This window comes from Bacillus sp. CDB3, from assembly GCF_002081505.1.
Lineage (GTDB): Bacteria > Bacillota > Bacilli > Bacillales > Bacillaceae_G > Bacillus_A > Bacillus_A cereus_AT.
Genome location: NZ_ALBR01000068.1, coordinates 54,255 through 78,850, shown reverse-complemented (window position 1 = coordinate 78,850; position 24,596 = coordinate 54,255). Strand labels below are relative to the sequence as shown.

The following is a 24,596-nucleotide window of genomic DNA, read 5'->3' as shown; positions in this document are numbered from 1 at the left end:
AATTTGGGGACTTCAGTATCAAATTTAGGTGGAAGACAGCAAATATGGAATCTTGGTAACAATATTATTGATACCTCTAATCTAGTAAATTTAGAATTACAGGCTTTAGAAATGAAAAAAACACCTTACAATAATCAAAAACAAACCTTAGCTACGGAACGAAATGTATATGCGAGTATGAAAAAAGAATTCGGTAGTTTTATGCAAGTATTCAAGGAGATGTATGCGTTTAAAGGGAATGAGAAGAAAGCAGGGGTGTCTAAAGAGGGATTTATTAATGTTCAAGCTGATGCTTCCGCAATTGCAGGAACGTATACGATTAATGTTAAAAAAGTAGCGGAAAGACATCAGATTACAACTACACTCATAGATAAATCTGATTCTGAAAATCCTAAAAATATAATCGACTTGGATTCGGAAATTGGAAAAGATGCTACATTTCGTATTAACGATAAAGAAGTTAAGCTTACTAAAGAGATGACATATAAGGATTTTGTTAATAAAATGAATAATGGAAATTATGGAGTGTCTGTATATTCATTAGGTGGACAGTTGTTTTTCACATCAACTACTGCTGGGAAAAATGGAGAAATTAAATTAGTTGATGGTGAAGGTGGAATATTAAAAGACATTGGATTGGTAACTTCAGAAATGATAGATGGAAAAAATGTAATTGCCAAACAAGTAACAGCGCCTCAAAATGCCGAATTTATAATTAATGGTATGACTGATAGCAGTCCCTCTAATAAAATTGATACAATTCCAGGATTAACTATTAATTTGGAAAAGGAAACGACTGAACCAATTAAGGTTACGATTGAAGATTCAAACATTAAAGAATCAATTAATATGATAAAAAAAATGAGAGATCAATATAATAAGGCTGTTTCAACGCTCGATTTATTTGCCGGCGAAAATGGAGCTATGCAAGGTAATAATATTGCATTTTCTATTAGTAATATTATGGCTAATGTATTTAGACACAAACAAGATGATAAATTTATGTTTTCATTTGGAATTGAAGTCGATAAGACTGGAAAAATGGTTCTCGATGAAGAAAAGCTAAGTAAGGCTTTTAAGGAGAATCCAGAAACTGCAAAACAGTTCTTCTTTGGCTTTAATGGACTAGGGCATGAGATAGAAAAAAAACTAGATGGTATTTTAGGAGATGAAGGTGTAATAGGGCAGAGGTCAAAAAGTATAGAGGGGCAAATAAAAGAGCTAGATAAAAAAATTGATGCAATAGATAAGCTGAATAAACAAAAACAAGAGACCATTATTGATAAATATTCAAAGTTAGAACAACAGTTATCGATGTTAGATCAGCAACTAAAAACAATTAAAGCAATGACAAAGCAAAAAAGTGATGATTAATGAAAGTTAAGGAAGTGATCGTATGCAAGCATGGCAACGCTATATGCAAAATGACATTATGACGAGTAATCCAATTAAAAATACAATTTTTATTTATGAAAGATGTATCGTTGAGTTTCGTAATTTAGAAGAGCTTTTAAATACTTTTAAACTCCAAGAAGGAGATACGCTTCTTGAAAAATTAGAACGTATTTTTGAAGAGCTAAAGCTTCAATTAAATCCTGAGATTACTGAAGATTTGTATGATAGTCTATTCGGTTTATACGATTGGATTAGCATTCAAATTCAGACGATGAAAGTCACGCGTGAAGCAAAAGACATTGATGCGATTGTGAAAGTGTTACAAGATTTAATAGATGGTTACCGCGGAGCACTTGAAAATGAACAATGATATTTATCAAGCGTTTGTCGGCTGTTTTAATGAAATCGGTGAATTGCAAGTGTCAGATGAAGAATTTGCTGAGAAAAGTGCTATGTTAAATCGCTGGATGGTGACTTTGGATGAAAAGATGCGAGCGGATGTTGCAGCGGAAGTGAGTCCATTAATAATAAAGGCAGCTCAACATATTCGAGATAAGAAAAAGATTTTGGAAGAAATGATTATGACAAATGATGGGCGAATGAAAGCTAATTCGTTTTACGGTAAATATTAATTGTTAAGTATGGAAACGGGTTCCTCTTATTACAAGGGGGATCCATTCTGTTGTTTGAATAAAGACGTTCCGCTGATTGAGGTTTCACTTTATGACTGTAATGGAAAAATAGCAATAATCTAAAAAAATGAACGTTATTTTATTCTTCTTATATCGAAATATTATATAGATTACTAGGTGAATACAGTTTTTTATATTCTTTTATATATTTTTGTATTTTTCTAAAGACAACAATGGGAAAATGGAATAAAATATGAAAGGGTACAAAATAGGTAATATTTTAATAAATACATATAAGGAAATAAATAATGAAGTGAAACTTCCATCAGTGGATGATCATGTCGTAAGCGGTATGATGGAAAAAAGAAGGGTGTGGAATATGCCGGACTTAGTTAGTGATGTTAGTCATTATATGAACTATTTAGTAACGAAGCGAAATACTGTTTCTAGTAATATTGCAAATGCGAATACACCGGGCTATAAAGCGCAAGATGTAACATTTGCTGAACAAATAAATATGAATAATCCACTATTCAAAAAAAATGCTGCGGATTTAAAGAGTAATTCAGACTTATATCAAACGAATGAAATGCACTTACCGACAGCAAATATGAAAAATACATATGCAAAGATCCAAACGAAATCAATGCAAACGAATAAAGATGGAAATAGCGTGGATGTAACGACAGAAATGCTAGATTTAATGAAAACAAACCAATTATATGGTATCTCAATTAATGCGATTAATACGCAATACGCAATTAACCAAGCAGCACGTGGACGTTAAGAGTAGAAGGAGAGACAACAATGTTCCAAGCAATTAATGCAAGTGGCTCAGCGCTAACTACAGCGAGAAAATGGATGGAAGTTACTTCTAACAATATCGTAAATGCGAATACGACGGGAGCACCAGACGCAGAGCCGTATCACCGCCGAAGTGTGGTGCTAGAATCAAATAATAATTTTGCAAATATGCTAGAGGGAGTTCCTGCTAACGGAGTGAAAATAAAAAGTATTGAAACAGATCGAAATGAAAATCTAGTATATGATCCAACGCATCCACATGCAAATGAAGAAGGATATGTACGTTATCCGAACATTGATGTGACAGCTGAGATGACGAATGTAATGGTTGCTCAAAAAATGTATGAAGCAAATACAAGTGTATTAAATGCAAACAAAAAAATGCTCGATAAAGATTTAGAAATCGGCCGAGGATAAGAGGGAAGAGGGGAAATATGAAAATCCAACCATTGTTAAATACACAGCCATTTGGAGCACCGAAAACTTCACAAACATCTGTAGTTGAAGGTAAAAGCTTTATTGATTTATTGGAAGATATGAATAAAACGCAAAACAATACACAAACTGCGGTATATGATTTATTGACAAAAGGGGTAGGAGAAACACATGACGTTTTAATTCAGCAGAAGAAAGCTGAAGCACAAATGAAAACGGCTACTCTTGTACGAGATAATCTTATTGAGAATTATAAGTCACTAATTAATATGCAAATTTAGGAAAATGGACGGGTGTGTTTAAATGGAAAAGATAAAAAATGTTTTCCAATCGTTAAAAACGTGGCATAAGTTAATCATTGGTGCTGCGCTTTTAGCAATTGTAACAGGAGCACTTTTATACTTCACCTTGCCAGATAAATATGTTGTTGTATATCAAAATTTAAATGATGCAGATAAGCAAGAGATTACAGCAGAATTATCGAAGCTAGGTGTTGATTACCAATTAGCAGCCGATGGTTCGATTCGTGTGCAAAAGAACGATGCTCCATGGGTTCGAAAAGAAATGAATGGAATGGGCTTACCATTTAATTCAAAAAGCGGTGAGGAAATTTTATTAGAAAGCTCGCTCGGTTCAAGTGAGCAAGATAAGAAAATGAAGCAGATTGTCGGTACGAAAAAGCAATTGGAGCAAGATATTGTACGAAACTTTGCGACAATTGAAACGGCAAATGTGCAAATTACATTACCTGAAAAAGAAACCATTTTTGATGAAGAAAAGGCAAAGGGAACAGCAGCAATTACTATTGGTGTGAAACGTGGACAACTATTAACAGCTGATCAAGTTGCGGGTATACAGCAAATGATTAGTGCGGCAGTTCCTGGCGTAAAAGCAGAAGAAGTAAGCGTTATTGATAGTAAAAAAGGTGTTATCTCAAAAGGAGCAGATGAAGCACATTCTACTAGTTCCTCTTCTTATGAAAAAGAAGTAGAGATGCAGCATCAAATTGAAGGTAAATTAAAGCAAGATATTGATGCAACGTTACTGACGATGTTTAAACCAAATGAATATAAAGTGAACACGAAAGTGTCTGTAAACTACGATGAAGTTACACGTCAGTCAGAAAAATATGGTGATAAAGGTGTACTTCGTAGTAAACAAGAGCAAGAAGAACGCTCAACGGCACAAGATAATCCAAAGCAAAGTGCTGGTATTACAGCGAACGGTGAAGTGCCAAACTACGGTACGAACAATAATCAAGATGGTAAGGTCGTCTATGAGAATAATAACAGTAACAAAATTGAAAACTATGAAATAGATAAAACAGTTGAAACAATCAAGAAACATCCAGAGTTAACGAAAACAAATGTTGTTGTATGGGTAGATAACGATACGTTAGTAAAACGAAGAATTGATATGACAACGTTTAAAGAAGCAATTGGTACAGCAGCTGGACTTCAAGCTGACCCGAACGGAAACTTTATAAATGGTCAAGTTAACGTTGTAACTGTTCAGTTCGATCAACCGAAAGTAGAGAAAGAGAAAAAACCAGAAGAAAGTGGTATTAATTGGTGGTTATTCGGTGGAATTACAGGTGGCTTGTTAGCGCTTGGTGGCCTATTATGGTTCTTCTTAGCAAGACGTAAGAAAAAGAAAGAAGAAGAGGAATATGATGAATACTTAGCAGAAGAGGAAGTTGCTGCAAGTAGTGAAAGTATTATGGAAATTCCTGAGGAAAAAATAGTACCAGAACCAGAGCTAGTAAAATCGATAGAACCTACATTAGATGAACAAGTGCAGGAAGCTACGAGAGAGCATGTAGAAAGTACGGCAAAAGTTATTAAAAAATGGCTAAACGGATAGTAAGGGAGGAAAAACAATGTTAGATGAAATCTCCTCCAAAGAAAAAGCTGCCATTCTCATTCGTACATTAGACGAAGAGGTGGCAGCAAAAGTCATTGAATATATGACGGCTGAGGAAAAAGAAGTGTTACTTCGTGAAATTGCGAAGTTTCGTGTATATAAACCAGAAACGTTAGAAAATGTACTGGGTGAGTTTCTATATGAACTAAATGTAAAAGAATTGAATTTAGTGACTCCAGATAAAGAATACATTCGTCGTATATTTAGAAATATGCCAGAAGACGAGTTGGAAAAATTATTAGAAGACCTTTGGTACAAAAAAGATAATCCATTTGAATTCTTAAATTCACTAACAGATTTAGAGCCACTTCTTACAGTGCTTAATGATGAATCGCCACAAACGATAGCAATTATTGCTTCTTATATTAAGCCGCAACTAGCATCTCAATTAATTGAGAGATTACCAGATCATAAACGTGTAGAAACGGTAATGGGCATTGCGAAGCTAGAGCAAGTAGATGGTGAACTAATTAATCAAATTGGTGAGTTATTAAAAGCAAAATTAAATAATATGGCATTTAGTGCTATTAACAAAACAGATGGCTTGAAAACGATTGTGAACATTTTAAATAACGTTTCACGAGGCGTTGAAAAAACAGTTTTTCAAAAGCTTGATGAAGTCGATTATGAATTATCTGAGAAAATTAAAGAAAATATGTTTGTTTTTGAAGACTTACTCGGTCTTGAAGACCTTGCAATTCGCCGTGTGTTAGAAGAAATTACAGATAATGGTGTTATTGCGAAAGCAATTAAAATTGCAAAAGAAGAAATTAAAGAGAAATTATTTACATGTATGTCTTCAAACCGTAAAGAGATGATTCTAGAAGAGTTAGATGGCTTAGGACCGCTTAAGATGACGGATGCTGAAAAAGCGCAGCAAATGATCACAGGTACAGTGAAAAAGCTAGAGAAAGAAGGAAGAATTATCATTCAAAGAGGTGAAGATGATGTCCTTATTTAAAAACAGAATTCCGAAGAATTCTGTTTCTTTTTCTGAAGAAACGTATGAATTACAGTTTCCAAAACCAATACGAGTTCATGATGAAGGGGAAATACAAGTAGATCATGCAGAGCTTCTTGCGCAGCATGATGCATTACATATTGAAATGAACCATCTAAGGAAAGAGCAGCAAACGCTAGAACACGAACGTCAGCAGCTGTTACAGGCTAAAGAAGAGTTTCAAATGCATATTCATGAACAAATGGAACAGATGGAAGCAGCGCATATGCAGTTTCAAAAGGAGCAACAAGAAACAGCATACGAATGGACGGAATTATTATGGGAACAATCTTTTCAATTAGCAGAAAAAATTGTGAATCAAGCGATAGATTCACGATTATTAGACGTTCTGCCAATATTAACAGGGATCGTTCAAACATTACCCACTTCATTTGAAAAGTTAATTATAACGGTTCATCCAGAAACATTTGAGCGTATACAAGAAGAGAAAGAAAATACGAAAGAGTATTGGTTACTACAATTAGTAGAATGGAAGTATGATTTTTCTTTACAGTTTGGTGAGTTTGTTTTGGAGGAAGAGAAAGAGTTCTTTGAATTTAAATTTGCACCAATATTTGCGAAACTTCGTCGTAAATGGGAAGAGAAAAAGTTGTTTGAGGAGCAAAATGTATGAACAGAAAGTTCATGAACGAACATAATAAATGGAATACGTTTATTGAAACACCGTTTTATACGAAAGTTGGCAAAGTTCATAGTGTACAAGAGCAGTTTTTTGTAGCGAAGGGACCGAAAGCGAAGATTGGAGATGTTTGTCTCGTTGGAGAGCATAGCATCTTATGTGAAGTGATTGCAATTGAAAAAGAAAACAATATGTTACTCCCATTTGAACAGACAGAAAAAGTGTGTTACGGAGATTCAGTTACATTAAGTGCAGAAGATGTCGTTGTGCCCCGTGGTAATCATTTGCTTGGCAAAGTGTTAAGTGCAAATGGAGAAGTGTTAAACGAAGATGCTGAAAATATTCCAGTGGAAAAAATAAAATTAGATGCACCGCCGATTCATGCGTTCGAGCGTGAAGAAATTACAGACGTATTTGAAACGGGAATTAAATCGATTGATTCTATGTTAACGATTGGTATCGGACAAAAGATTGGTATTTTTGCTGGATCGGGTGTTGGTAAATCTACTTTACTTGGGATGATTGCGAAAAATGCAAAAGCTGATATTAACGTTATTAGTTTAGTAGGTGAACGTGGCCGGGAAGTAAAAGACTTTATACGAAAAGAATTAGGCGAAGAAGGTATGAAAACAAGCGTCGTTGTTGTAGCGACGTCAGATGAAAGTCACCTTATGCAACTTCGGGCGGCAAAGCTTGCAACATCGATTGCCGAATATTTCCGAGACCAAGGAAATAATGTATTACTTATGATGGATTCAGTTACTCGTTTTGCCGACGCTCGCCGAAGTGTAGACATTGCAGTCAAGGAATTACCAATCGGTGGTAAAACACTGTTAATGGAAAGTTATATGAAAAAGTTATTAGAGCGATCCGGAAAAACACAAAAAGGATCAATAACAGGTATTTATACAGTGTTAGTTGATGGTGATGATTTAAATGGTCCTGTACCAGATTTAGCTCGTGGTATTTTAGATGGACATATTGTATTAAAACGTGAGCTCGCAACTCTTAGTCATTATCCTGCCATTTCTGTATTAGATTCGGTAAGTAGGATTATGGAAGAAATCGTATCGCCGAATCATTGGCAACTTGCAAATAAAATGAGAAAAATTTTATCTATTTATAAAGAAAATGAATTGTATTTTAAATTAGGAACAATTCAAGAAAATGAAGAAAATGCTTATATTTTTGAATGTAAAAATAGAGTAGAAGATATAAATATGTTTTTAAAACAAGGTCGAGCTGATAGCTTTCATTTTGAAGATGTTGTCCAAGCAATGCACCATATTGTATAAGACCTTGCCCTTCGAGGTCTTATTTTTTTGTTTTTAATATTTCACAGTTTTTTTTGTGAAAAAACTATATAATAGAAAAAGGGAACGTTATAATAGGAAGGGGCTATGAAAAAGGGTGGATAAACAGCAGTACGACACGATAAAATTGCAGATTAGTCAAGAGAAAGAACAAATCTTGAAAGAAGTGTACGAACTAACAGCTGAAAAAAGAAAAATAGAACAAAAAAAAGAATATGATTTGTATGTTTTGAAATCACGTAGTAAAGTCGTACAAACTGGGCAACGTATTATGGTAGGTATGCTGTCTTCACATACATTTTCACCTGAAAGAATAGAAGAATGGAATCGGAAAATTAAAAAAACAGAAGGTTTTATTCAAAAAAATGAAAGCCTTTTAGAGAAAATAAAAGAAAAAGAACGTGTCATTGATGAAATGTATCAAGAAGATTGTAAGAAACTTGCGAAAGTAAAAGAAGAGTTAGAAGAAAAAATGCTTCTTGATTTAAAAATGTGTATGAACGGATGAGGTGGATGTAGTGATACAATTTGTATTACCGGTGCAGCAAAGTTTACCTCCGCAAAAAGACAAAGGGCTAGAAGTACAATCGAAAAAGGAAAATCCTTCATTCGATCGTGCGATGAGAATTGAAAATAAAAAACAGCCGAAAACGGAGAAATCGAAACGAGAAGAAGCACCAGAAAAAGAGAAGAAAAAATATCTTCTCGCAAAAAAAACGGTAACGAAAGAAAAGCCGATTGAAAAGAAAGAAGAAAAAAAAGAGACAGAACAATTATTACTAGCTGTATCTGGGCAAATGATTGCAATTGAGCAATTGCGTGTGCAGTCGGAATCGTTATATCAATACATACAGAAAATACAAGAATTATATAAAGAATATGGAAATATTAAACTGAACGAATTGTCTACAGCTGAATTACAACAATTACAAGAAATCCTTTCGAACATGAATATTAAAAATGTCATATATTTAGAAGAAACAATGCAAGTGGCGTTAAACAAGGTGACGATGCCAGAGCAGACATTGCAAGTATTAAAAGTCGTAGAATCAGAAATTTGTAATATTGCAAAGAAACAAGAGGGGGCTAAGGAAGTAGAACCCCCGAAAGCAGAGAGTGATGATGTGAAAGTAGAGCTACCAAAATCCGATCAGTTAAATGACTCAAATTCGACCGGGGCTGAGTTATTAAATAAAGCAACGGGTACTGACCAAATAGGAAAACAAAATAGTGGAGCTGAGAAGTTTACATTACCTGACTTAGGCAAGAAGATGGAAGCGCAAGTAGAAGCTCTGCAAAAGTTTGTAGTGAAACAAGAACGTGTTTTATTCCAGCTAAATCCAGAGAAACTTGGTACATTAACTGTATTTATGAAAAAGCATGGAGATCAAATTGATGTCCATGTAGAAATGGAAAAACACGATGCGAAAAAACGTGTTGAAATGATTTTTGACGAATTGAAGCTAAAGTTAAAAGAAAAAGAAATTAATATTCAAATTAGTTATTCAGAAAAAGATGAGCATCGTAAAGACCAACAAGAGCAAAGACAAAAGCAAAAACTAGCAAGTACGAAACAAGAGAAACAAGAATCGAAAGAATTTGCTGGATTATTGGAGGAATAAAGCGTGCCAACAGTGGGATTAAATACAACGAGTACAAATCATATTCCGTTACAGGCGGGAGCGCAAAAAAGCAACGCACCTGTTAACGGTGTACAGTCGCCAGTTCAACAAACAAACGGAGTATCAGTATCAGCAAGTACTCAAAAAACTCCCGGTGCAATGGAGAAAGATGATTTTCTAAAATTGTTTTTAGCGAGTTTTCAGCATCAAGATCCATTCAATGCGATGGATATGAATCAAATGATAAACCAAACAGCGCAGTTATCTCTTATGGAACAAGTGCAAAATATGACAAAGGCAGTTGACTCTTTAAGAACGACGATGTATTCGACAGCACTTGATGGCGGAATGAAGTTTTTAGGAAAGTATGTAAGGGGTATTGACGGTGAAGGGAACAAAGTGACTGGTCAAGTAGAGACAGTTCGCCTTGCAGAAAATAACGATGTACAGCTTGTTATTGATAATAAAGTTGTATCTCTTCGTTTCGTTGAAAGAGTATCTGATAAACCGATTGGAGAAACGAATCCAGAAGATGTAAAGAAAGATGATCAAAAAGTAACTGAAGAAGTAAAAACAACAAATTCATAAGGGAGTGTCCATGCATTATGATTAAAGCGTTATATACAAGTATTACAGGAATGAATGCAACACAAAATGCATTAAGTGTAACTTCAAATAATATTGCCAATGCACAAACAGTTGGTTATAAAAAACAAAAAGCAATGTTTGATGATTTACTGTACAACAATTCAATTGGTGCAAAAGGTGACGATAGATACGCAGGGACGAACCCAAAAAGTATCGGTAACGGTGTGAAAATGAGCGGAACGGTTACGGATTATAGCGATGGTACAATTACGTTAACCGGTGGTAAAGCACAAGCAGCAATGGAAGGTAATGGTTTCTTCGTTGTTGGTGATTCAAAAGCTGGAAATATGGAATTTACACGTAAAGGGACCTTTACCATATCTTCAGATTACTATATTACGAATGCAGGAGGTCAATATGTATTCGCTTATCCAGCCGATCCATCAACTGGTAATGTTGACTTATCTGGTATCCCAGGACCACTACAAATTCCAATGGGATCAGCAATCGGTGGTATTCGAACGTCAAAAGGTATAGTTGGAGGGAACATTCCAGCTGATGCAAAACACATTACGCAAGAATTGCCTGCATACGATGATGCCGGTAATACATGGACAATGCGCGTAGAGTTTACACAAGATGGTGAACATAATTACAAATATACAGTAAAGATGCGTAATGACTCGAAAAAAGAAACTGAGTTTACAGAGGTTCAAGGCGCAGGTGGTAATGTGGCATTCGATGCAGTAGGGAAGCCAGATCCAGTAAATCCTGAAGCGGATATTCCATTTAATGGTGGAACAGTAAAAATAGATTTTAGTAAATTAACAAACCACCCGACAGAGAAAACAATAGCAGTAACAAACGTAGATGGTAGACCCGCGGCAACTGTTAAAGATTGTTTTATTGCTGACGGTGGATATGTGATGGTAAAATATTCTGATGGAAGTATGAAAGCGGCAGGTCAATTAGCTGTTGGGATGCTCCCGAATGAAGGCGGCCTAATGAAAACTGGTAATGGTAACTTTACAGCGACAAATACAACTGGTATTTTAGCACTAGGTGTATCTGGTCAAAATGGTGCAGGAAAAGTACGTGGTGGTGCACAAGAAGGTGCAAACGTAGATTTATCTGTAGAATTTGTTGATTTAATGTTATACCAACGAGGCTTCCAAGGAAATGCGAAAGTAATTAAAATTTCAGATGAAGTATTAAATGAAGTTGTAAACTTAATCCGATAATAAATAGTAAAGAAAAATTGTAACGTAGTAGAAAGGGTTTTATATTCGTATGACAAGACAAGAGCGAATTTTACAATTGCCTTTTTTCGAAAATAAACGTGAGCTTGCTGAGCAAGTGTTAAAAATAGAACGAGAAGAGCATGTATATTTACCAGATCAATTTGAAATCAAACAAGTGCCCCCATATTCGTTTGGTGAAAAACAAGTAATCATTGGCCGTATACACGAGTTTTATTTCGTAAGTATTGGTAGTGAAGGCGCTTGGAAGTATCAACTGTTTAAAGATGAGATGAAGTGCCGTGAGTTTTTCGTTATGTTGCCGGATATTACGGATCAGCATCTTGCTTTTTGGTTTAATAACATGGAGTTGTTGAAAGGGGCATAAAAGTTCTTAAACGCTTTTTTTAGGTTTTGAGAGAGGGCCCAGCGATGTTTAGTAGCGGTTAGTGTCTATGAGTGGCTCGCATGTTGTAAAACGAGAGATATGGAGTGGTTCTAAGATAGTTGAAGAGGCGATGAGCCATGAATGAGATAGGTTAGTTGAGAAGGCCGAAAGTCAATTGTGGTGGTGCCTCTTCTCTCTTTGAAGATAGGGTCTATAAGTAGTGATTTGAAATAGATTATTTAGATTAATTTAAGATAGTTGTGTTATATTGTACAATTAGACTAAGTTTATATAAAAGGAGAGGTGAGGAGGATGGCGCAGACTAAGTATCGCGTTACATTCATTTCGCCGAGTGAGGTTGAGCAGCGGACTATAATGACGGCGAGTAGTTTGCCAGATTTAATTCGTAAAGTAGAGGGTATTATGGCAGATCCGAACGGTTATTTTGTAAATGATAAAAAGAATAATTGCTATTTTAAAGTGATTAAAGAAAATGTTACGTTTATTCAATATGAGTTACTATTTACGGATAAGGAAATTCATATTGAAAAATTAAAACATATAGCACCGGCGGTATTGAAACAATTATTTAAAAAAATAAACGATCCGGAATTATATGCACTTGCACTCCTTGATGTTGATATAGCGACAAAGGATTATGTGCTAGGAGAAATGAATCCAGAGCTTAGAGTGAGAGTGGAAATAGAGCTTTCGAAAAAATGGGAAGCGATGCCAACAGAAATTGTAGGAGCGCAAGAAGTGTTATTAGAGGCACTTGCTTCGTTTATACAAGATTAAGCTTTACCACTGTTTTTATTATTTTTAAACTGTAAGGCTCACTCAATTATCTATATTTTTTATATAGATAATTGACTTTTGATGTTTAATAAAGCTTAATAAATAGATATACAGAATTAATGGAAGGGGAGCGACACTTTTATGTCACAAGCACAAAGTATTTTATTAGAAAGTGGAACAAACGAATTAGAAATCGTAACTTATACTGTTGGTGAAAATTTATTTAGCATCAATGTAATGAAAGTGCGTGAAATTATTAATCCATTCCCTGTTACAACTGTACCGGAATCTCATCATGCAGTTGAAGGTGTTGTTCAAGTACGCGGTGAAATTTTACCTGTTATTAATTTAGCGACAGCCCTTAATTTAAGATCTACAAAGCCACTTGATCAAACGAAATTTATCATTTCGGAATTAAACCAAATGAAAGTTATTTTCCGTGTTGATGAAGTGCATCGAATTCAACGTATTTCTTGGGAACAAATTGATGAACCAGCTTCATTATCTATGGGACTAGAACAAACGACGTCAGGAATTGTAAAACTAGATGGGAAAATCATCTTATTGTTAGATTATGAGAAAATTGTTTGCGAAATTAGTAACAGTGGTTATGAGAATAAAACACTTTCAGGATTAGAACAAAAAACAGATCGAGCTGAAAAAGTTATTTATATTGCGGAAGATTCAGCGATGCTTCGCCAAATATTAGAAGAAACATTATCAACAGCTGGATATACGAAAATGAATTTCTTCAGTAATGGTGCAGAAGCATTAGCACAAATTGAAAAACTAGCAAAAGAGCAAGATGAAAAAATGTTTGAACATATTCATCTGCTTATTACAGATATTGAAATGCCAAAAATGGATGGACATCATTTAACGAAAATAATTAAAGATAGTGAAGTAATGAAGCAATTACCAGTTATTATTTTCTCTTCGTTAATTACAAACGAATTATTCTATAAAGGTGAGACAGTTGGGGCGGATGCTCAAGTGAGTAAGCCAGACATTCAAGAGTTAATTGGTTTAGTTGATAAGCTAGTGTTGTAAAAGGTTTTGAAAAGCGTTTTTAGTTGGAAGAGTCGGCGTAAAATACATTTTTAGCTGAAAAGAGGAACAGCCGTATAGTACTGGCTAGTTTCTTTTTAGTATGTACAGGTATAAAAAATCAAACGTCTCTAGAGTGTTTATGACAATACTCTCTTTCAAGTATTTAGCTGTTCTTATTTAGGGATTATTGATTGGTTTAATTAATAAGTGGTAGGATTTCTTTATTTGAAAATATAAGAGAGTGTATCTCTGGAGTGTGTTAGTAATATTTCGCGATAGCTCAAAAAATTTCGGTGAAATTATATTAGGAATACCATATAATAGAATTGAATGAATTTTATCGATATAACATCGTGTTAGATTTTGTATGATTTACTTAAAAATCTATTCTATTTTTATATACTCTATATACTTTTTAGTGTGTTAATTATTTGACAGACAATTTCGAAATGCTATAATATGGATATGTAAAAATTGCTATTTTCTTAAAAGACATGGGAGTCAGATGAGAATTGTGAAAGGATGAGGGGGAGTGACACAGAGTATGTATCACCACACAGCAATCAATGTATTAAAACTTTTACAAAACATGTCAAATAATAAAACGAACAATATGAAATTAGAGGCGGAATTTAAAAAAATAGAGAAACAATTCCGAGTAAAGTATGAAGAACTAATCGATTTATATAATAAAATGGTATTATTTCAAATAGATATAGAAAAAAATGGCGGTATGCGAGTATATGAAAAATCAGGAATTACATGGTTAAAGTCTGAACTAGAATTACTGTATGAAGTATATCAATTTTGTCAGCGTCAAGGCTTAAATATAGCGAATATTTCAAAATATGTTAGTAAAAATGAACTGAATTTATTTCCAAAAACAGAAAGTCAATTACAGAATACGTATTATAAATTAAAAAAACAAGAAATCCCGTTTGAAAATATTGAAAAACAGAAGCCGGGTCGAAAACGCAAATATACACCTGTAAAGGCTACCGTTGTTGAGACGAAACAAGAAAGAAAACAGGAAGTAAAAGAAGATTTCCAAAGTGAAGAGGACGAAAAGAATCTCGTAACTGTTATATCTGGTATCGTTGATAATTTTGAGACAATTAGTCAATCCCGTGAAAAGAAAGAGTATGAATTACATCAGTTTATGGAGGGAATCTATAAGCTTTCTAGTATGGCTGCAGAGCGTTCGAAAGAAGAAAAGAATGCTCGAAGTCTTGAAGGTGAGGTACATTCATTACGAACTGAAAATGAAAGGTTAAAAAGAGAGAAGGAAGACCTTGTACATGATATTAAAGAAATGACGCACCATTTAATTCATTTCATTGCGAGCTCTGATATCGATCAAATTCGTACGTTGCCTTTCTTCGTAAAAGAGTGTAAACAAGATTTACATAAGCTGGGATTATATAACGCTCAAGACGGAAAAATGAAAATTGTGGTTGATAGTAGCGGTCTTATGACCATATCATAATAAAAAATGGGTACAAAACAAAAGGGAAATACATATACACTATGTATTTCCCTTTTGTTTTGTATGAAAATGTTCTAAAAAAATATGTATTTTGTAAAAACATGGGTAGTGAAACTGAAATAAATGATGTGTGGTCAACAATAAACCAGATATGGATGTGACCTGGAAAAAGAGGTCATATCATTAGTTTGCGGTTTTGATACGGATGAAAAGCACAATCTATCTCTTTTTTTGTTGAAATTATAACAAATAGGGGACAGTAAAGTAACTGTTAAAATATTGTAGCCGCCATTTCTAGGATTTGATTTTGCCTAATAGGAAATTCTATTGTTAGCAAAGTCTTTACCTCATTTTTGTTTTAGAAAGGAGAGAAGCGGATGGAGTCAATATGGCTAGAGTACGCTTGGGCATTATTAATTCTAATTGGATTAGAAGGCTTGTTATCGGCTGACAATGCCCTTGTCCTAGCGGTTATTGCGAAACATTTACCTGAAGAAGAGAAAAAAAAAGCTATAAATTACGGAATCATTATGGCCTTTGTTTTTCGATTTGCAGCCCTATTTGCGATTTCATTTATTGCAAATGTTTGGCAAATACAAGCAATAGGCGCCGCCTATCTTCTTTATTTAGGATTGAAGCATGTCATTCAGGCGCAATTTGGAAAAGACAATCAAAATATTCATGAGGAAGATGAAAAGGAAGCCGCAGGTAAAAGCTACTGGTTCACAGTAGGTAAAATTGCATTAGCTGACCTTGCTTTCGCGATTGATTCAATATTAGCCGCAGTTGCTCTTGCTTTGGGGCTTCCGGATTCACCGCTTGACGATTTCGGAGGTATGGATGGAGGACAGTTCATTGTTGTACTTCTTGGTGGGATTGCTGGACTTATTTTAATTAAATTTGCGGCAACTTGGTTTGTACAATTACTTGAGAAACGGCCAGCATTGGAGACAACAGCATATGCGATTGTTGCTTGGGTTGGTGTCAAATTAGCTGTAATTACGCTGGCCCATGAGGATATTGGTATTTTAGACCATGATTTTCCGCACAGTACAACGTGGACTTTAATCTTCTATGGAGTATTAGTTGCTATCGCACTAATTGGTTGGTTTACACCGGGAAATAATTCAGCCAAAAATAATCCCGAAAGGTAATAAAAAGGTCAGAGCATTATGTGCTTTGTCCTTTTTATTGATAATTATATTGTGTATTTTCCGATTTAACGCTATAATTACGGTGTTAAAGATGGAATCGTGATATGACCTGTTATGAATCTATCATTTTATTTATGAATAAATGGATTGGTATTTTAGCAAGATGTGCTAATAAACTACTCCACCATGATGATAACGTGCCAAAAGTGTGGTGCGTATATTTCCGTGGTGGAGTTTTTTTATTCTCAAAAAGGGGGAGTAACCATGAACGACAGCATGGTTCATATTACAATTGACGGTAAAGAATATAGTGCTGAGCCTGGTTCAACTATACTAGGCATTATTAATGAGAACGAAATTGAACATCCACAAATTTGTTACGTGCCAGAAGTGGATCCTATTCAAACGTGTGATACTTGTATTGTAGAAGTGAATGGAAAGTTAGTGCGATCGTGTTCTACAGTAGTGACGGACGGTATGAATATCGAACTAGCTTCTATTAGTGCGAAGGCAGCACAACATGAGGCGATGGACCGTTTATTGGAAAATCATTTGCTTTACTGTACGGTATGTGACAACAATAACGGGAATTGTAAATTGCATAATACGGCCGAATTAATGGAAATTGAGCATCAAAAATATCCTTACGAACCAAAAGTTGATGCAGGCGAAGTTGATATGTCCCATCCATTTTACCGCTATGACCCGAATCAATGTATCGCGTGTGGTCAATGCGTAGAGGTGTGTCAAAACTTACAAGTAAATGAAACGTTATCTATTGATTGGGAGGCAGAGCGCCCGCGTGTTATTTGGGACGAAGGAGTAGATATTAACGATTCTTCATGTGTAAGCTGCGGTCAATGTGTAACAATTTGTCCTTGTAATGCATTAATGGAGAAATCGATGCTCGGTGAAGCTGGATTTATGACAGGGTTAAAGCCTGATATTCTTGAGCCTATGGTTGATCTTATTAAAGAGGTTGAACCTGGATATAGTGGTATTTTCGCTGTGTCAGAAGTAGAAGCTGCGATGCGCGACACTCGTACGAAGAAGACGAAAACAGTATGCACGTTTTGTGGTGTAGGTTGTTCATTTGAAGTATGGACGAAAGGGCGCAAAATTTTAAAGGTGCAACCAACTTCTGAGGCGCCAGTTAATGCAATTTCTACTTGTGTAAAAGGAAAATTCGGTTGGGATTTCGTTAATTCTGAAAAACGACTTACGAAACCTTTAATCCGTAAAAATGGAGTGTTCATTGAATCAACTTGGGAAGAAGCGCTTGATGTAGTGGCGAATAAAATGGGCTCTATTAAAGAAGAGCACGGTAAAGGTTCTATCGGCTTTATTTCTTCTTCTAAAATTACGAATGAGGATAATTATGTTATTCAAAAATTAGCGCGCCAAGTGTTTGAAACGAATAACATTGATAACTGCTCACGCTATTGTCAATCGCCAGCGACAGATGGATTATTCCGTACAATTGGTATGGGCGGAGATGCAGGAACGATTAAAGATATTGCGCAATCGGGTCTTGTTATTATCGTCGGTTGTAATCCAACAGAAGGTCACCCAGTATTAGCGACTCGTGTGAAACGTGCGCATAAGCTTCACGGTCAAAAACTAATTGTTGCAGATCTTCGTAGAACTGAAATGGCAGAGCGTTCAGATATCTTTATTAGTCCAAAGCAAGGAACAGACCAAGTATGGTTAATGGCTGTTACGAAATATATGATTGATCAAGGTTGGCATGATCAGCAGTTCATCGATGATAATGTAAACTTCTTTGATGATTTCAAAGATAGTCTCGCGGAATATACGCTTGAATATGCAGAAGAGATTACAGGCATTTCAAAAGAAACGCTCGTTACAATGGCAGAAATGATTCGTGATGCAGATGGTACGTGTATTCTTTGGGGAATGGGTGTAACGCAAAATACTGGTGGTTCAGATACTTCTGCTGCGATTTCAAACTTACTTCTTGCAACAGGAAATTATCGTCGCCCAGGTGCTGGTGCATATCCACTTCGTGGTCATAACAACGTACAAGGTGCTTGTGATATGGGAACCCTCCCAGGTTGGCTTCCGGGATATCAGCACGTTACTGACGACATAGAACGTATGAAATTTGAAATAGCTTACGGAGTGAAAATTGATAACAAACCAGGTCTGAATAACATTGAAATGCTTCATGCAATTGAAGAAGGAAAAATGAAAGCAATGTATCTTGTTGGGGAAGATATGGCTCTTGTAGACTCGAACGCAAATCATGTACATGAAGTGCTATCAAGTCTTGAATTCTTTGTCGTTCAAGATGTGTTCCTTTCTAAAACGGCTCAATACGCTGATGTTGTATTACCGGCAGCACCATCTCTTGAAAAAGAAGGTACGTTTACAAATACTGAGCGTCGTGTACAAAGATTATATCAAGTATTGCCGACGTTAGGTGATGCGAAACCAGACTGGTGGATTGTACAGCAGATTGCCAATAAATTAGGTGCAAACTGGAATTATAATCATCCAAGTGAAATCTTTGCTGAAATGGCAAGTTTATCACCATTATTTGCACATGCAAACTATGAAGTGCTTGAAGGGTGGAACAGTTTCCATTGGGGAAGTTTTGATGGAACGAATACGCCGCTTCTTTTCAAAGATGGATTTAACTTCCCAGACAAAAAAGCTCGTTTTGCAATTGCTGATTGGGTACGTCCTGCTGAATTCCCAGCAGAATATGATCTCCATATTAATAATGGTCGTATGCTGGAACATTTCCATGAAGGTAATATGACGAATAAATCAAATGGTATTCAATCGAAAGTTCCGGGTGTTTTCGTTGAGATTTCTTCAGAACTTGCAAAAGAACGCGGAGTGAAAACAGGTTCATTAGTACGCCTTGTATCTCCTTTTGGAGCGCTTAAATTACGTGCACTTGTAACGGATCGTGTAAAAGCGAATGAGCTATATTTACCGATGAACTCGACAGATAACGAAACAGCGATTAATTTCTTAACAGGTCCTGCTGTCGATCAACGTACGAATACGCCTGCATATAAACAAACGAAAGTACGTATGGAAGTGTTAGAAGTAGAAGGTGAAAATCCGATGCCGAAAACGAATCCACGTAATAAAAAGCGCCATCCTCAAAAAGGTATTGAGGTAAATCGTAAGTGGGCTCGTCCAGGGTACGTACACTTAACAGATAAATAGGGAGGAGAAAAGGAGATGGCAGCACCTATTCAAGCGATTCAAAAGCAGGAGCTAACTGAGGAAGAAATAAAACAACAAAAACTCGAAGATTTAAAAGAACTTTTAACGAATAATGAAGAAGCGTTAAATCAAATGTTTAATATAGTAGGTGAACTGAATGACATTGGGATGCTGGAAGCGGCAAACTCAATGTTGAAAGCGAAAGAACCAATCGCAAAAATTATTCTCGGTCAAGTTACTCGTGAACCTGTTACAAATTTAATTAATAATATGATGGGCGCTGCAGGTGCTTTAACAGAACTTGACCCAGAACTTACGAAAAAGCTTATAGGTAGTTTATTAGTAGGGCTGGAAGAAGGTAATGAGCATCTGCAAAGTAATAAAAAGGTTGGTGTATTCGATCTTATGAAAGTACTAAAGGATCCAGATATTAACCGTGCTATCGGATTTGGGCTTCATTTCTTAAAAGGTATGGGTAAAGGATTAAAAGAAGAGTAGGTAAGCAACAATAATAGTATTTCATACGTTGTATGCATGTTGAAGTGATTTTTAAAAATGAACCTTTTCGTCTTATTATTTTCGTGAATAGTTTAGACGAAAAGGTTATGTTGTTAAAATAGTTATGATGAAAGAATATGTGATAAGTTATTGGTAATGAACAGGGGAGGAATGAGAGTATGTCAAAAATGGTACATGAATTTAATGATATGATCCGAAAGCTTCGAAAAGAGTTATTCGGGAAAGGGCCGGAACGAATTCATACTGTATTTACCGAAAACATGGCGATTGCTACACTTTATGGGAATTTGACACCTACAGAGAAATTCATTTCGGGAACTATGGATGGGGCGGAAATGGTTCATATGGCCCGCACGAAAATGATTCAAGAAGTGTATGCGGCTAATCCTCATGAACATTTAGAAGAACTTGTTGGTGCGAAGTTAGTTCATCTGTTTTCTGATATGAAAGTAGATGAAGATATTGCAGTTTCAGTGTTTGTCTTTGATAAAAATATAACGTGAGAGAAGGATACTCATCGTGAAATCGATTCAGGTGGAACGGGGAATTTTTAAATATGAGCAAGGCGAATTTAAATATATAGAGGACAGCATTGTAACAGAGTTTCCTGTTACGGTTAAAATTAACGGCCAGGAATTTGTTACAATGGTTAGTACTCCAGAGTATATTGAAGACATGGTAATAGGCTTTCTAGCATCTGAAGGCATTATCCGAAAGTATGAAGATATTGATGAAATATGGGTACAGGAAAAAGAAGGGTATGTTCATGTGAAAACGACGAAAATCAATCCTTATTATCGTGACATGCAAAACAAACGTTATATTACTTCGTGCTGTGGAATGAGTAGGCAAGGGTTTGTGTTCGCAAATGATGCGCTGACTGCGAAAGAAATGAATGATATTCGCATAAAGATCTCTGCTGAGGATTGCTTTCGGTTAATGAATGATATGCAGCAATCTGCATCCACTTTTCAAGATACAGGCGGTGTCCATAATGCAGCTTTATGTGATGTGAGTGGAATTATTTTAAGTCGCATGGATATCGGAAGACATAACGCTTTAGATAAAATTTACGGTTATTGTTTAAAAAATAACATTTCTATTGGTGATAAAATTATTGTTTTTAGTGGACGTATCTCTTCTGAAATTCTATTAAAAGTTGCGAAAATTGGCTGTGAAGTAATATTGTCAAAATCAGCTCCAACTGAGTTAGCACTTGAGCTAGCGGAGCAGTTAGGGATTACTACAATAGGCTTCATTCGTAATAAATCTTTAAATGTATATACGCATCCAGAGCGGATTATAAATATAAAATAAGTAGAAACGAGGCAATAATCATGAAATCTGTTACATTAGACAAATTAGATCGTCCTTTAAAGGATTTACGTATTTCTGTGACTGATCGCTGTAATTTTCGCTGTCGATATTGTATGCCAGAAGAAATATTTGGTCGTGATTATTCTTTTTTGTCTAATGATAAAATTTTATCTTTTGATGAAATTGAAAGGATTACACGTATTTTCGTTTCTTTAGGTGTCAGAAAGTTACGTATTACTGGGGGAGAGCCTTTACTACGAAAAGACCTACCTAAACTCATACAACGGTTAAACGAAATTGATGGAGTAGAGGATATTGGTTTAACGACAAATGGATCATTACTTAAAAAATTTGCTCCTGATTTATATAAGGCGGGTTTATCTCGTGTGACAGTTAGTTTAGACTCGTTAAATGAAGAGCGCTTCTCTTATTTAAATGGGAATAGAAGTAAAGTGAAAACTGTTCTTGCAGGAATACAGGCTGCAGCGGAAGCCGGAATGAAAATTAAAATGAACATGGTTGTTCAAAAAGGGAAAAATGAGCAAGACATCGTTCAGATGGCAGAGTACTTTAAAGAGAATAAGCATATCCTTCGGTTCATTGAATATATGGATGTCGGTAATTTTAACGGCTGGGAATTAGGAGAAGTAGTTTCTAAGCAAGAAATACTAAAGATGATTAATGAAGTTATGCTGCTTGAACATATTGAAGCGAACTATCCTGGTGAAGTTGCGACACGTTATCGCTATATCGGTAGTAATGAAGAAATAGGAATTATTTCATCTGTAACAGATTCGTTCTGTTCATCATGTACAAGAGCGCGTATTTCAGCAGAAGGAAAATTGTATACATGCTTGTTTGCTTCTAAAGGAAACGATATTAAAGAATTACTTCGTTCTGGATATACGGATGAGGAGATTACTAATGTTATTCGTGACATTTGGAATAATCGTTCAGACCATTATTCAGACGAACGGTTAAGCAATACAAATAAAAAAACAATGCCGAAAATTGAAATGTCGCATATCGGCGGCTGAGAAACTACTATGAATGTAGAAACTCTTTATTAACGTAAATAGTGGGAAATGTGCAAGTTTTGTACACTTTCTATGAGTATAGTAAAAATGATGATTGATATTTCTGTAAGACATATGCAGAGAGATTAAGCAGCATTCAAAAATCCTTACGATGTTAAGGTTTTTTGATGCTGCTTTTTTGATTAGAAAAATGGAGGAATCGATTAATGGCATTTCATAAACCGGAACAAATTGCTGCGCTTGTGATTGAATCCGGTGTTCAAAAGGTGGGGCAACCGCTATCCGCGATGCTCATTCTTGGTTTTTTAGGAGGAGCATTCATTTCGTTAGGATTTTTACTTAATATTCGTGTTTTAGGTAATGTACCAGAGCAGTGGGGAAGTTTAGTCAATTTTATAGGAGGAGCAGTTTTTCCTATTGGACTTATGCTCGTTGTTTTAGCAGGAGGAGAATTAATTACGGGAAATATGATGTCAATGGCCATGGCACTGTATGCACGGAAAATTTCATTGAAACATGTGTTAAACAATTGGGCGTGGATCACTTTAACTAACTTCGTGGGTGCACTTTTCGTAGCGTATTGTTTCGGTCATCTCGGCGGGTTAACTGAGGGTGCCTATTTAAATAAGACGATAGCGATAGCTCAAGATAAGTTACATGAATCTTTCGGGAGAACGTTAATTTTAGCAATTGGCTGTAACTGGCTCGTTTGCCTTGCGATTTGGTTAGCGTACGGAACGAACGATTTAATTGGAAAGATTGTTGGAATTTGGATTCCGATTATGGCATTTGTCGTAATTGGGTTTCAGCAAGTAGTAGCAAATATGTTTGTCATTTCAGCCGTTATTTTTGCAGGGCATCTTACGTGGATGGATCTTGCTAAAAACTTTGTTCCTGTCTTTATCGGAAATGTAATTGGCGGAGCTGGATTTGTTGGATTCGCTTATTTTTCTTGTTATCAGAAACGAAGTGCTACTGAAGAAGATGTATTGAAAAAATAACAGTATTTGAAAGGAAGGCACCTCATGATAGAGCGGTATTCACGACAACAGTTGTTCACTCCTATTGGAAAAGAAGGGCAAGAGAAAATTAGAAATAAGCATGTATTAATAATAGGGGCAGGTGCATTAGGAAGTGCCAGTGCCGAGGCTTTTGTACGTGCAGGTATCGGGAAATTAACGATTATTGATCGCGATTACGTAGAATGGAGTAATTTACAGCGGCAACAGCTTTATGCTGAACAAGATGCGATAGAAAAGTTACCAAAAGTAATCGCAGCACAGAATCGTCTCAAACAAATTAATTCAGAAGTACAAATTCAAGCTCTTGTAATGGATGCAAGAGTAGATAATATGGAAGCTTTATTAGGTGGTGTCGATGTCATTATTGATGCCACAGATAATTTCGATATTAGGTTCGTGATCAATGATATATCACAAAAACACAATGTCCCTTGGATTTACGGTTCTTGTGTCGGAAGTTATGGCATGAGCTATACAATTATTCCGAAGAAAACACCGTGCTTACATTGTGTGTTGAAAAGTGTTCCTGTTACAGGAGCGACGTGTGACACAGTTGGAATTATTAGTCCTGCCGTTCAAATTGTTGCAGCGTATCAAGTGGCGGAAGCTTTCAAAATTTTAGTAGAAGATTACGAAGCAGTTAGGAAAACATTTTTAATGTTTGATATATGGAATAACCAACATCATTTTATCAAACTAGGAAAAATCAAAACGGAAGACTGTCCGTCGTGCGGAAAAAATAGAACTTATCCTTATTTATCATACGAAAATCAAACGAAGACAGCTGTGTTATGTGGAAGAAATACAGTTCAAATTAGACCGGCGCATAATAGACATTACAACTTTGATGAGTTAGAAAAAGTATTAAAGAACCACGGGAAAGTTGATCGGAATCCGTATTTGCTCTCTTGCCAATTAGAAGAGTATCGCATCGTCATTTTTCATGATGGTCGTGTATTTATTCATGGCACGAATGAAATTCAAAAAGCGAAACAACTATACTATCGGTTATTAGGATAATAGAGAGGGAT

General features: G+C 35.6%; 27 protein-coding genes. All 27 read left to right on the top strand.

Annotated features, from left to right (window positions below):
* Positions 1–3: 3 nt before the first annotated feature.
* Positions 4–1,374: a flagellar hook-associated protein 2 gene (locus CDB3_RS16095; RefSeq protein WP_097831649.1), complete on the top strand. Its 1,371-nt coding sequence runs from the start codon at positions 4–6 to the stop codon at positions 1,372–1,374.
* Between the two features lie 22 nt (positions 1,375–1,396).
* Positions 1,397–1,765, top strand: a complete 369-nt coding sequence (locus CDB3_RS16090) for a flagellar export chaperone FliS (RefSeq protein ID WP_128855215.1) — start codon at positions 1,397–1,399, stop codon at positions 1,763–1,765.
* Complete coding sequence (locus CDB3_RS16085; RefSeq protein ID WP_128855214.1) at positions 1,755–2,027, top strand: flagellar biosynthesis protein FlgG; 273 nt, start codon at positions 1,755–1,757, stop codon at positions 2,025–2,027. Before CDB3_RS16090 ends, CDB3_RS16085 begins: the two co-directional genes overlap by 11 nt.
* 355 nt (positions 2,028–2,382) lie before the next feature.
* Positions 2,383–2,814, top strand: coding sequence for a flagellar basal body rod protein FlgB (gene flgB / locus CDB3_RS16080; protein WP_128855269.1), 432 nt, complete (start codon positions 2,383–2,385; stop codon positions 2,812–2,814).
* A 20-nt stretch (positions 2,815–2,834) separates the two neighbouring features.
* On the top strand, positions 2,835–3,248 hold the full coding sequence (flgC, locus tag CDB3_RS16075; protein ID WP_128855213.1) for a flagellar basal body rod protein FlgC: 414 nt from the start codon (positions 2,835–2,837) through the stop codon (positions 3,246–3,248).
* 17 nt (positions 3,249–3,265) lie between these two features.
* A complete protein-coding gene (fliE, locus tag CDB3_RS16070; RefSeq protein ID WP_128855212.1) occupies positions 3,266–3,547 on the top strand; it encodes a flagellar hook-basal body complex protein FliE in 282 nt (93 codons plus the stop codon).
* A gap of 22 nt (positions 3,548–3,569) precedes the next feature.
* Positions 3,570–5,129 (top strand): flagellar basal-body MS-ring/collar protein FliF, encoded by a 1,560-nt coding sequence (gene fliF / locus CDB3_RS16065; RefSeq protein WP_128855211.1) that lies wholly within the window; start codon positions 3,570–3,572, stop codon positions 5,127–5,129.
* Between the two features lie 16 nt (positions 5,130–5,145).
* Positions 5,146–6,150, top strand: a complete 1,005-nt coding sequence (fliG, locus tag CDB3_RS16060) for a flagellar motor switch protein FliG (RefSeq protein WP_128855210.1) — start codon at positions 5,146–5,148, stop codon at positions 6,148–6,150.
* Positions 6,137–6,823 carry a FliH/SctL family protein gene (locus CDB3_RS16055; RefSeq protein ID WP_128855209.1) on the top strand — a complete coding sequence of 229 codons (687 nt, stop codon included), beginning with the start codon at positions 6,137–6,139 and terminating at the stop codon, positions 6,821–6,823. The genes fliG and CDB3_RS16055 overlap by 14 nt, the downstream gene beginning before the upstream one ends.
* A complete protein-coding gene (locus tag CDB3_RS16050; RefSeq protein ID WP_128855208.1) occupies positions 6,820–8,124 on the top strand; it encodes a flagellar protein export ATPase FliI in 1,305 nt (434 codons plus the stop codon). The genes CDB3_RS16055 and CDB3_RS16050 overlap by 4 nt, the downstream gene beginning before the upstream one ends.
* Before the next feature lie 115 nt (positions 8,125–8,239).
* Entirely contained in the window at positions 8,240–8,650 is a 411-nt protein-coding gene (locus CDB3_RS16045) for a cytoplasmic protein (protein ID WP_128855207.1), read from the top strand.
* A gap of 10 nt (positions 8,651–8,660) precedes the next feature.
* A complete protein-coding gene (locus tag CDB3_RS16040) occupies positions 8,661–9,764 on the top strand; it encodes a flagellar hook-length control protein FliK (RefSeq protein ID WP_179139712.1) in 1,104 nt (367 codons plus the stop codon).
* Positions 9,765–9,767: 3 nt separating this feature from the next.
* Positions 9,768–10,352, top strand: coding sequence for a flagellar hook assembly protein FlgD (locus CDB3_RS16035; protein ID WP_128855205.1), 585 nt, complete (start codon positions 9,768–9,770; stop codon positions 10,350–10,352).
* A 17-nt stretch (positions 10,353–10,369) separates the two neighbouring features.
* On the top strand, positions 10,370–11,593 hold the full coding sequence (locus CDB3_RS16030; RefSeq protein WP_128855204.1) for a flagellar hook protein FlgE: 1,224 nt from the start codon (positions 10,370–10,372) through the stop codon (positions 11,591–11,593).
* A gap of 49 nt (positions 11,594–11,642) precedes the next feature.
* A complete protein-coding gene (locus CDB3_RS16025) occupies positions 11,643–11,978 on the top strand; it encodes a DUF3964 family protein (RefSeq protein WP_128855203.1) in 336 nt (111 codons plus the stop codon).
* Between the two features lie 312 nt (positions 11,979–12,290).
* The gene (locus CDB3_RS16020) at positions 12,291–12,776 is read left to right on the top strand and encodes a LysR family transcriptional regulator (RefSeq protein WP_128855202.1); all 486 of its coding nucleotides are present in this window, start codon (positions 12,291–12,293) and stop codon (positions 12,774–12,776) included.
* A gap of 141 nt (positions 12,777–12,917) precedes the next feature.
* Positions 12,918–13,826: a chemotaxis protein gene (locus CDB3_RS16015; protein WP_128855201.1), complete on the top strand. Its 909-nt coding sequence runs from the start codon at positions 12,918–12,920 to the stop codon at positions 13,824–13,826.
* Between the two features lie 544 nt (positions 13,827–14,370).
* Positions 14,371–15,312 (top strand): DNA-binding domain-containing protein, encoded by a 942-nt coding sequence (locus CDB3_RS16010; RefSeq protein WP_128855268.1) that lies wholly within the window; start codon positions 14,371–14,373, stop codon positions 15,310–15,312.
* Positions 15,313–15,689: 377 nt separating this feature from the next.
* Positions 15,690–16,466 (top strand): TerC family protein, encoded by a 777-nt coding sequence (locus CDB3_RS16005; RefSeq protein ID WP_128855200.1) that lies wholly within the window; start codon positions 15,690–15,692, stop codon positions 16,464–16,466.
* Positions 16,467–16,570: 104 nt separating this feature from the next.
* The gene (locus CDB3_RS16000; RefSeq protein ID WP_097831632.1) at positions 16,571–16,762 is read left to right on the top strand and encodes a hypothetical protein; all 192 of its coding nucleotides are present in this window, start codon (positions 16,571–16,573) and stop codon (positions 16,760–16,762) included.
* A complete protein-coding gene (gene fdhF, locus CDB3_RS15995) occupies positions 16,731–19,670 on the top strand; it encodes a formate dehydrogenase subunit alpha (RefSeq protein WP_128855199.1) in 2,940 nt (979 codons plus the stop codon). Before CDB3_RS16000 ends, fdhF begins: the two co-directional genes overlap by 32 nt.
* A gap of 15 nt (positions 19,671–19,685) precedes the next feature.
* On the top strand, positions 19,686–20,168 hold the full coding sequence (locus tag CDB3_RS15990; protein ID WP_128855198.1) for a helical membrane plugin domain-containing protein: 483 nt from the start codon (positions 19,686–19,688) through the stop codon (positions 20,166–20,168).
* 179 nt (positions 20,169–20,347) lie between these two features.
* Positions 20,348–20,692 (top strand): Na-translocating system protein MpsC family protein, encoded by a 345-nt coding sequence (locus tag CDB3_RS15985; RefSeq protein WP_000041502.1) that lies wholly within the window; start codon positions 20,348–20,350, stop codon positions 20,690–20,692.
* 16 nt (positions 20,693–20,708) lie between these two features.
* Positions 20,709–21,506, top strand: coding sequence for a formate dehydrogenase accessory sulfurtransferase FdhD (gene fdhD, locus CDB3_RS15980; RefSeq protein ID WP_128855197.1), 798 nt, complete (start codon positions 20,709–20,711; stop codon positions 21,504–21,506).
* Between the two features lie 20 nt (positions 21,507–21,526).
* Positions 21,527–22,543 (top strand): GTP 3',8-cyclase MoaA, encoded by a 1,017-nt coding sequence (moaA, locus tag CDB3_RS15975; RefSeq protein WP_128855196.1) that lies wholly within the window; start codon positions 21,527–21,529, stop codon positions 22,541–22,543.
* A 206-nt stretch (positions 22,544–22,749) separates the two neighbouring features.
* Positions 22,750–23,544, top strand: coding sequence for a formate channel (locus CDB3_RS15970; RefSeq protein ID WP_128855195.1), 795 nt, complete (start codon positions 22,750–22,752; stop codon positions 23,542–23,544).
* A gap of 24 nt (positions 23,545–23,568) precedes the next feature.
* Entirely contained in the window at positions 23,569–24,585 is a 1,017-nt protein-coding gene (locus CDB3_RS15965) for a molybdopterin-synthase adenylyltransferase MoeB (protein ID WP_128855194.1), read from the top strand.
* The last annotated feature ends 11 nt before the right edge of the window (positions 24,586–24,596 follow it).

Coding starts and splice junctions, on each gene's coding strand:
- CDB3_RS16090 (WP_128855215.1), top strand. CDS start 1,397: ATGCAAGCATGGCAACGCTATATGCAAAATGACATTATGACGAGTAAT.
- CDB3_RS16085 (WP_128855214.1), top strand. CDS start 1,755: ATGAACAATGATATTTATCAAGCGTTTGTCGGCTGTTTTAATGAAATC.
- flgB (WP_128855269.1), top strand. CDS start 2,383: ATGGAAAAAAGAAGGGTGTGGAATATGCCGGACTTAGTTAGTGATGTT.
- flgC (WP_128855213.1), top strand. CDS start 2,835: ATGTTCCAAGCAATTAATGCAAGTGGCTCAGCGCTAACTACAGCGAGA.
- fliE (WP_128855212.1), top strand. CDS start 3,266: ATGAAAATCCAACCATTGTTAAATACACAGCCATTTGGAGCACCGAAA.
- fliF (WP_128855211.1), top strand. CDS start 3,570: ATGGAAAAGATAAAAAATGTTTTCCAATCGTTAAAAACGTGGCATAAG.
- fliG (WP_128855210.1), top strand. CDS start 5,146: ATGTTAGATGAAATCTCCTCCAAAGAAAAAGCTGCCATTCTCATTCGT.
- CDB3_RS16055 (WP_128855209.1), top strand. CDS start 6,137: ATGTCCTTATTTAAAAACAGAATTCCGAAGAATTCTGTTTCTTTTTCT.
- CDB3_RS16050 (WP_128855208.1), top strand. CDS start 6,820: ATGAACAGAAAGTTCATGAACGAACATAATAAATGGAATACGTTTATT.
- CDB3_RS16030 (WP_128855204.1), top strand. CDS start 10,370: ATGATTAAAGCGTTATATACAAGTATTACAGGAATGAATGCAACACAA.
- CDB3_RS16025 (WP_128855203.1), top strand. CDS start 11,643: ATGACAAGACAAGAGCGAATTTTACAATTGCCTTTTTTCGAAAATAAA.
- CDB3_RS16020 (WP_128855202.1), top strand. CDS start 12,291: ATGGCGCAGACTAAGTATCGCGTTACATTCATTTCGCCGAGTGAGGTT.
- CDB3_RS16015 (WP_128855201.1), top strand. CDS start 12,918: ATGTCACAAGCACAAAGTATTTTATTAGAAAGTGGAACAAACGAATTA.
- CDB3_RS16010 (WP_128855268.1), top strand. CDS start 14,371: ATGTATCACCACACAGCAATCAATGTATTAAAACTTTTACAAAACATG.
- CDB3_RS16005 (WP_128855200.1), top strand. CDS start 15,690: ATGGAGTCAATATGGCTAGAGTACGCTTGGGCATTATTAATTCTAATT.
- CDB3_RS16000 (WP_097831632.1), top strand. CDS start 16,571: ATGACCTGTTATGAATCTATCATTTTATTTATGAATAAATGGATTGGT.
- fdhF (WP_128855199.1), top strand. CDS start 16,731: ATGAACGACAGCATGGTTCATATTACAATTGACGGTAAAGAATATAGT.
- CDB3_RS15990 (WP_128855198.1), top strand. CDS start 19,686: ATGGCAGCACCTATTCAAGCGATTCAAAAGCAGGAGCTAACTGAGGAA.
- CDB3_RS15985 (WP_000041502.1), top strand. CDS start 20,348: ATGTCAAAAATGGTACATGAATTTAATGATATGATCCGAAAGCTTCGA.
- moaA (WP_128855196.1), top strand. CDS start 21,527: ATGAAATCTGTTACATTAGACAAATTAGATCGTCCTTTAAAGGATTTA.
- CDB3_RS15970 (WP_128855195.1), top strand. CDS start 22,750: ATGGCATTTCATAAACCGGAACAAATTGCTGCGCTTGTGATTGAATCC.
- CDB3_RS15965 (WP_128855194.1), top strand. CDS start 23,569: ATGATAGAGCGGTATTCACGACAACAGTTGTTCACTCCTATTGGAAAA.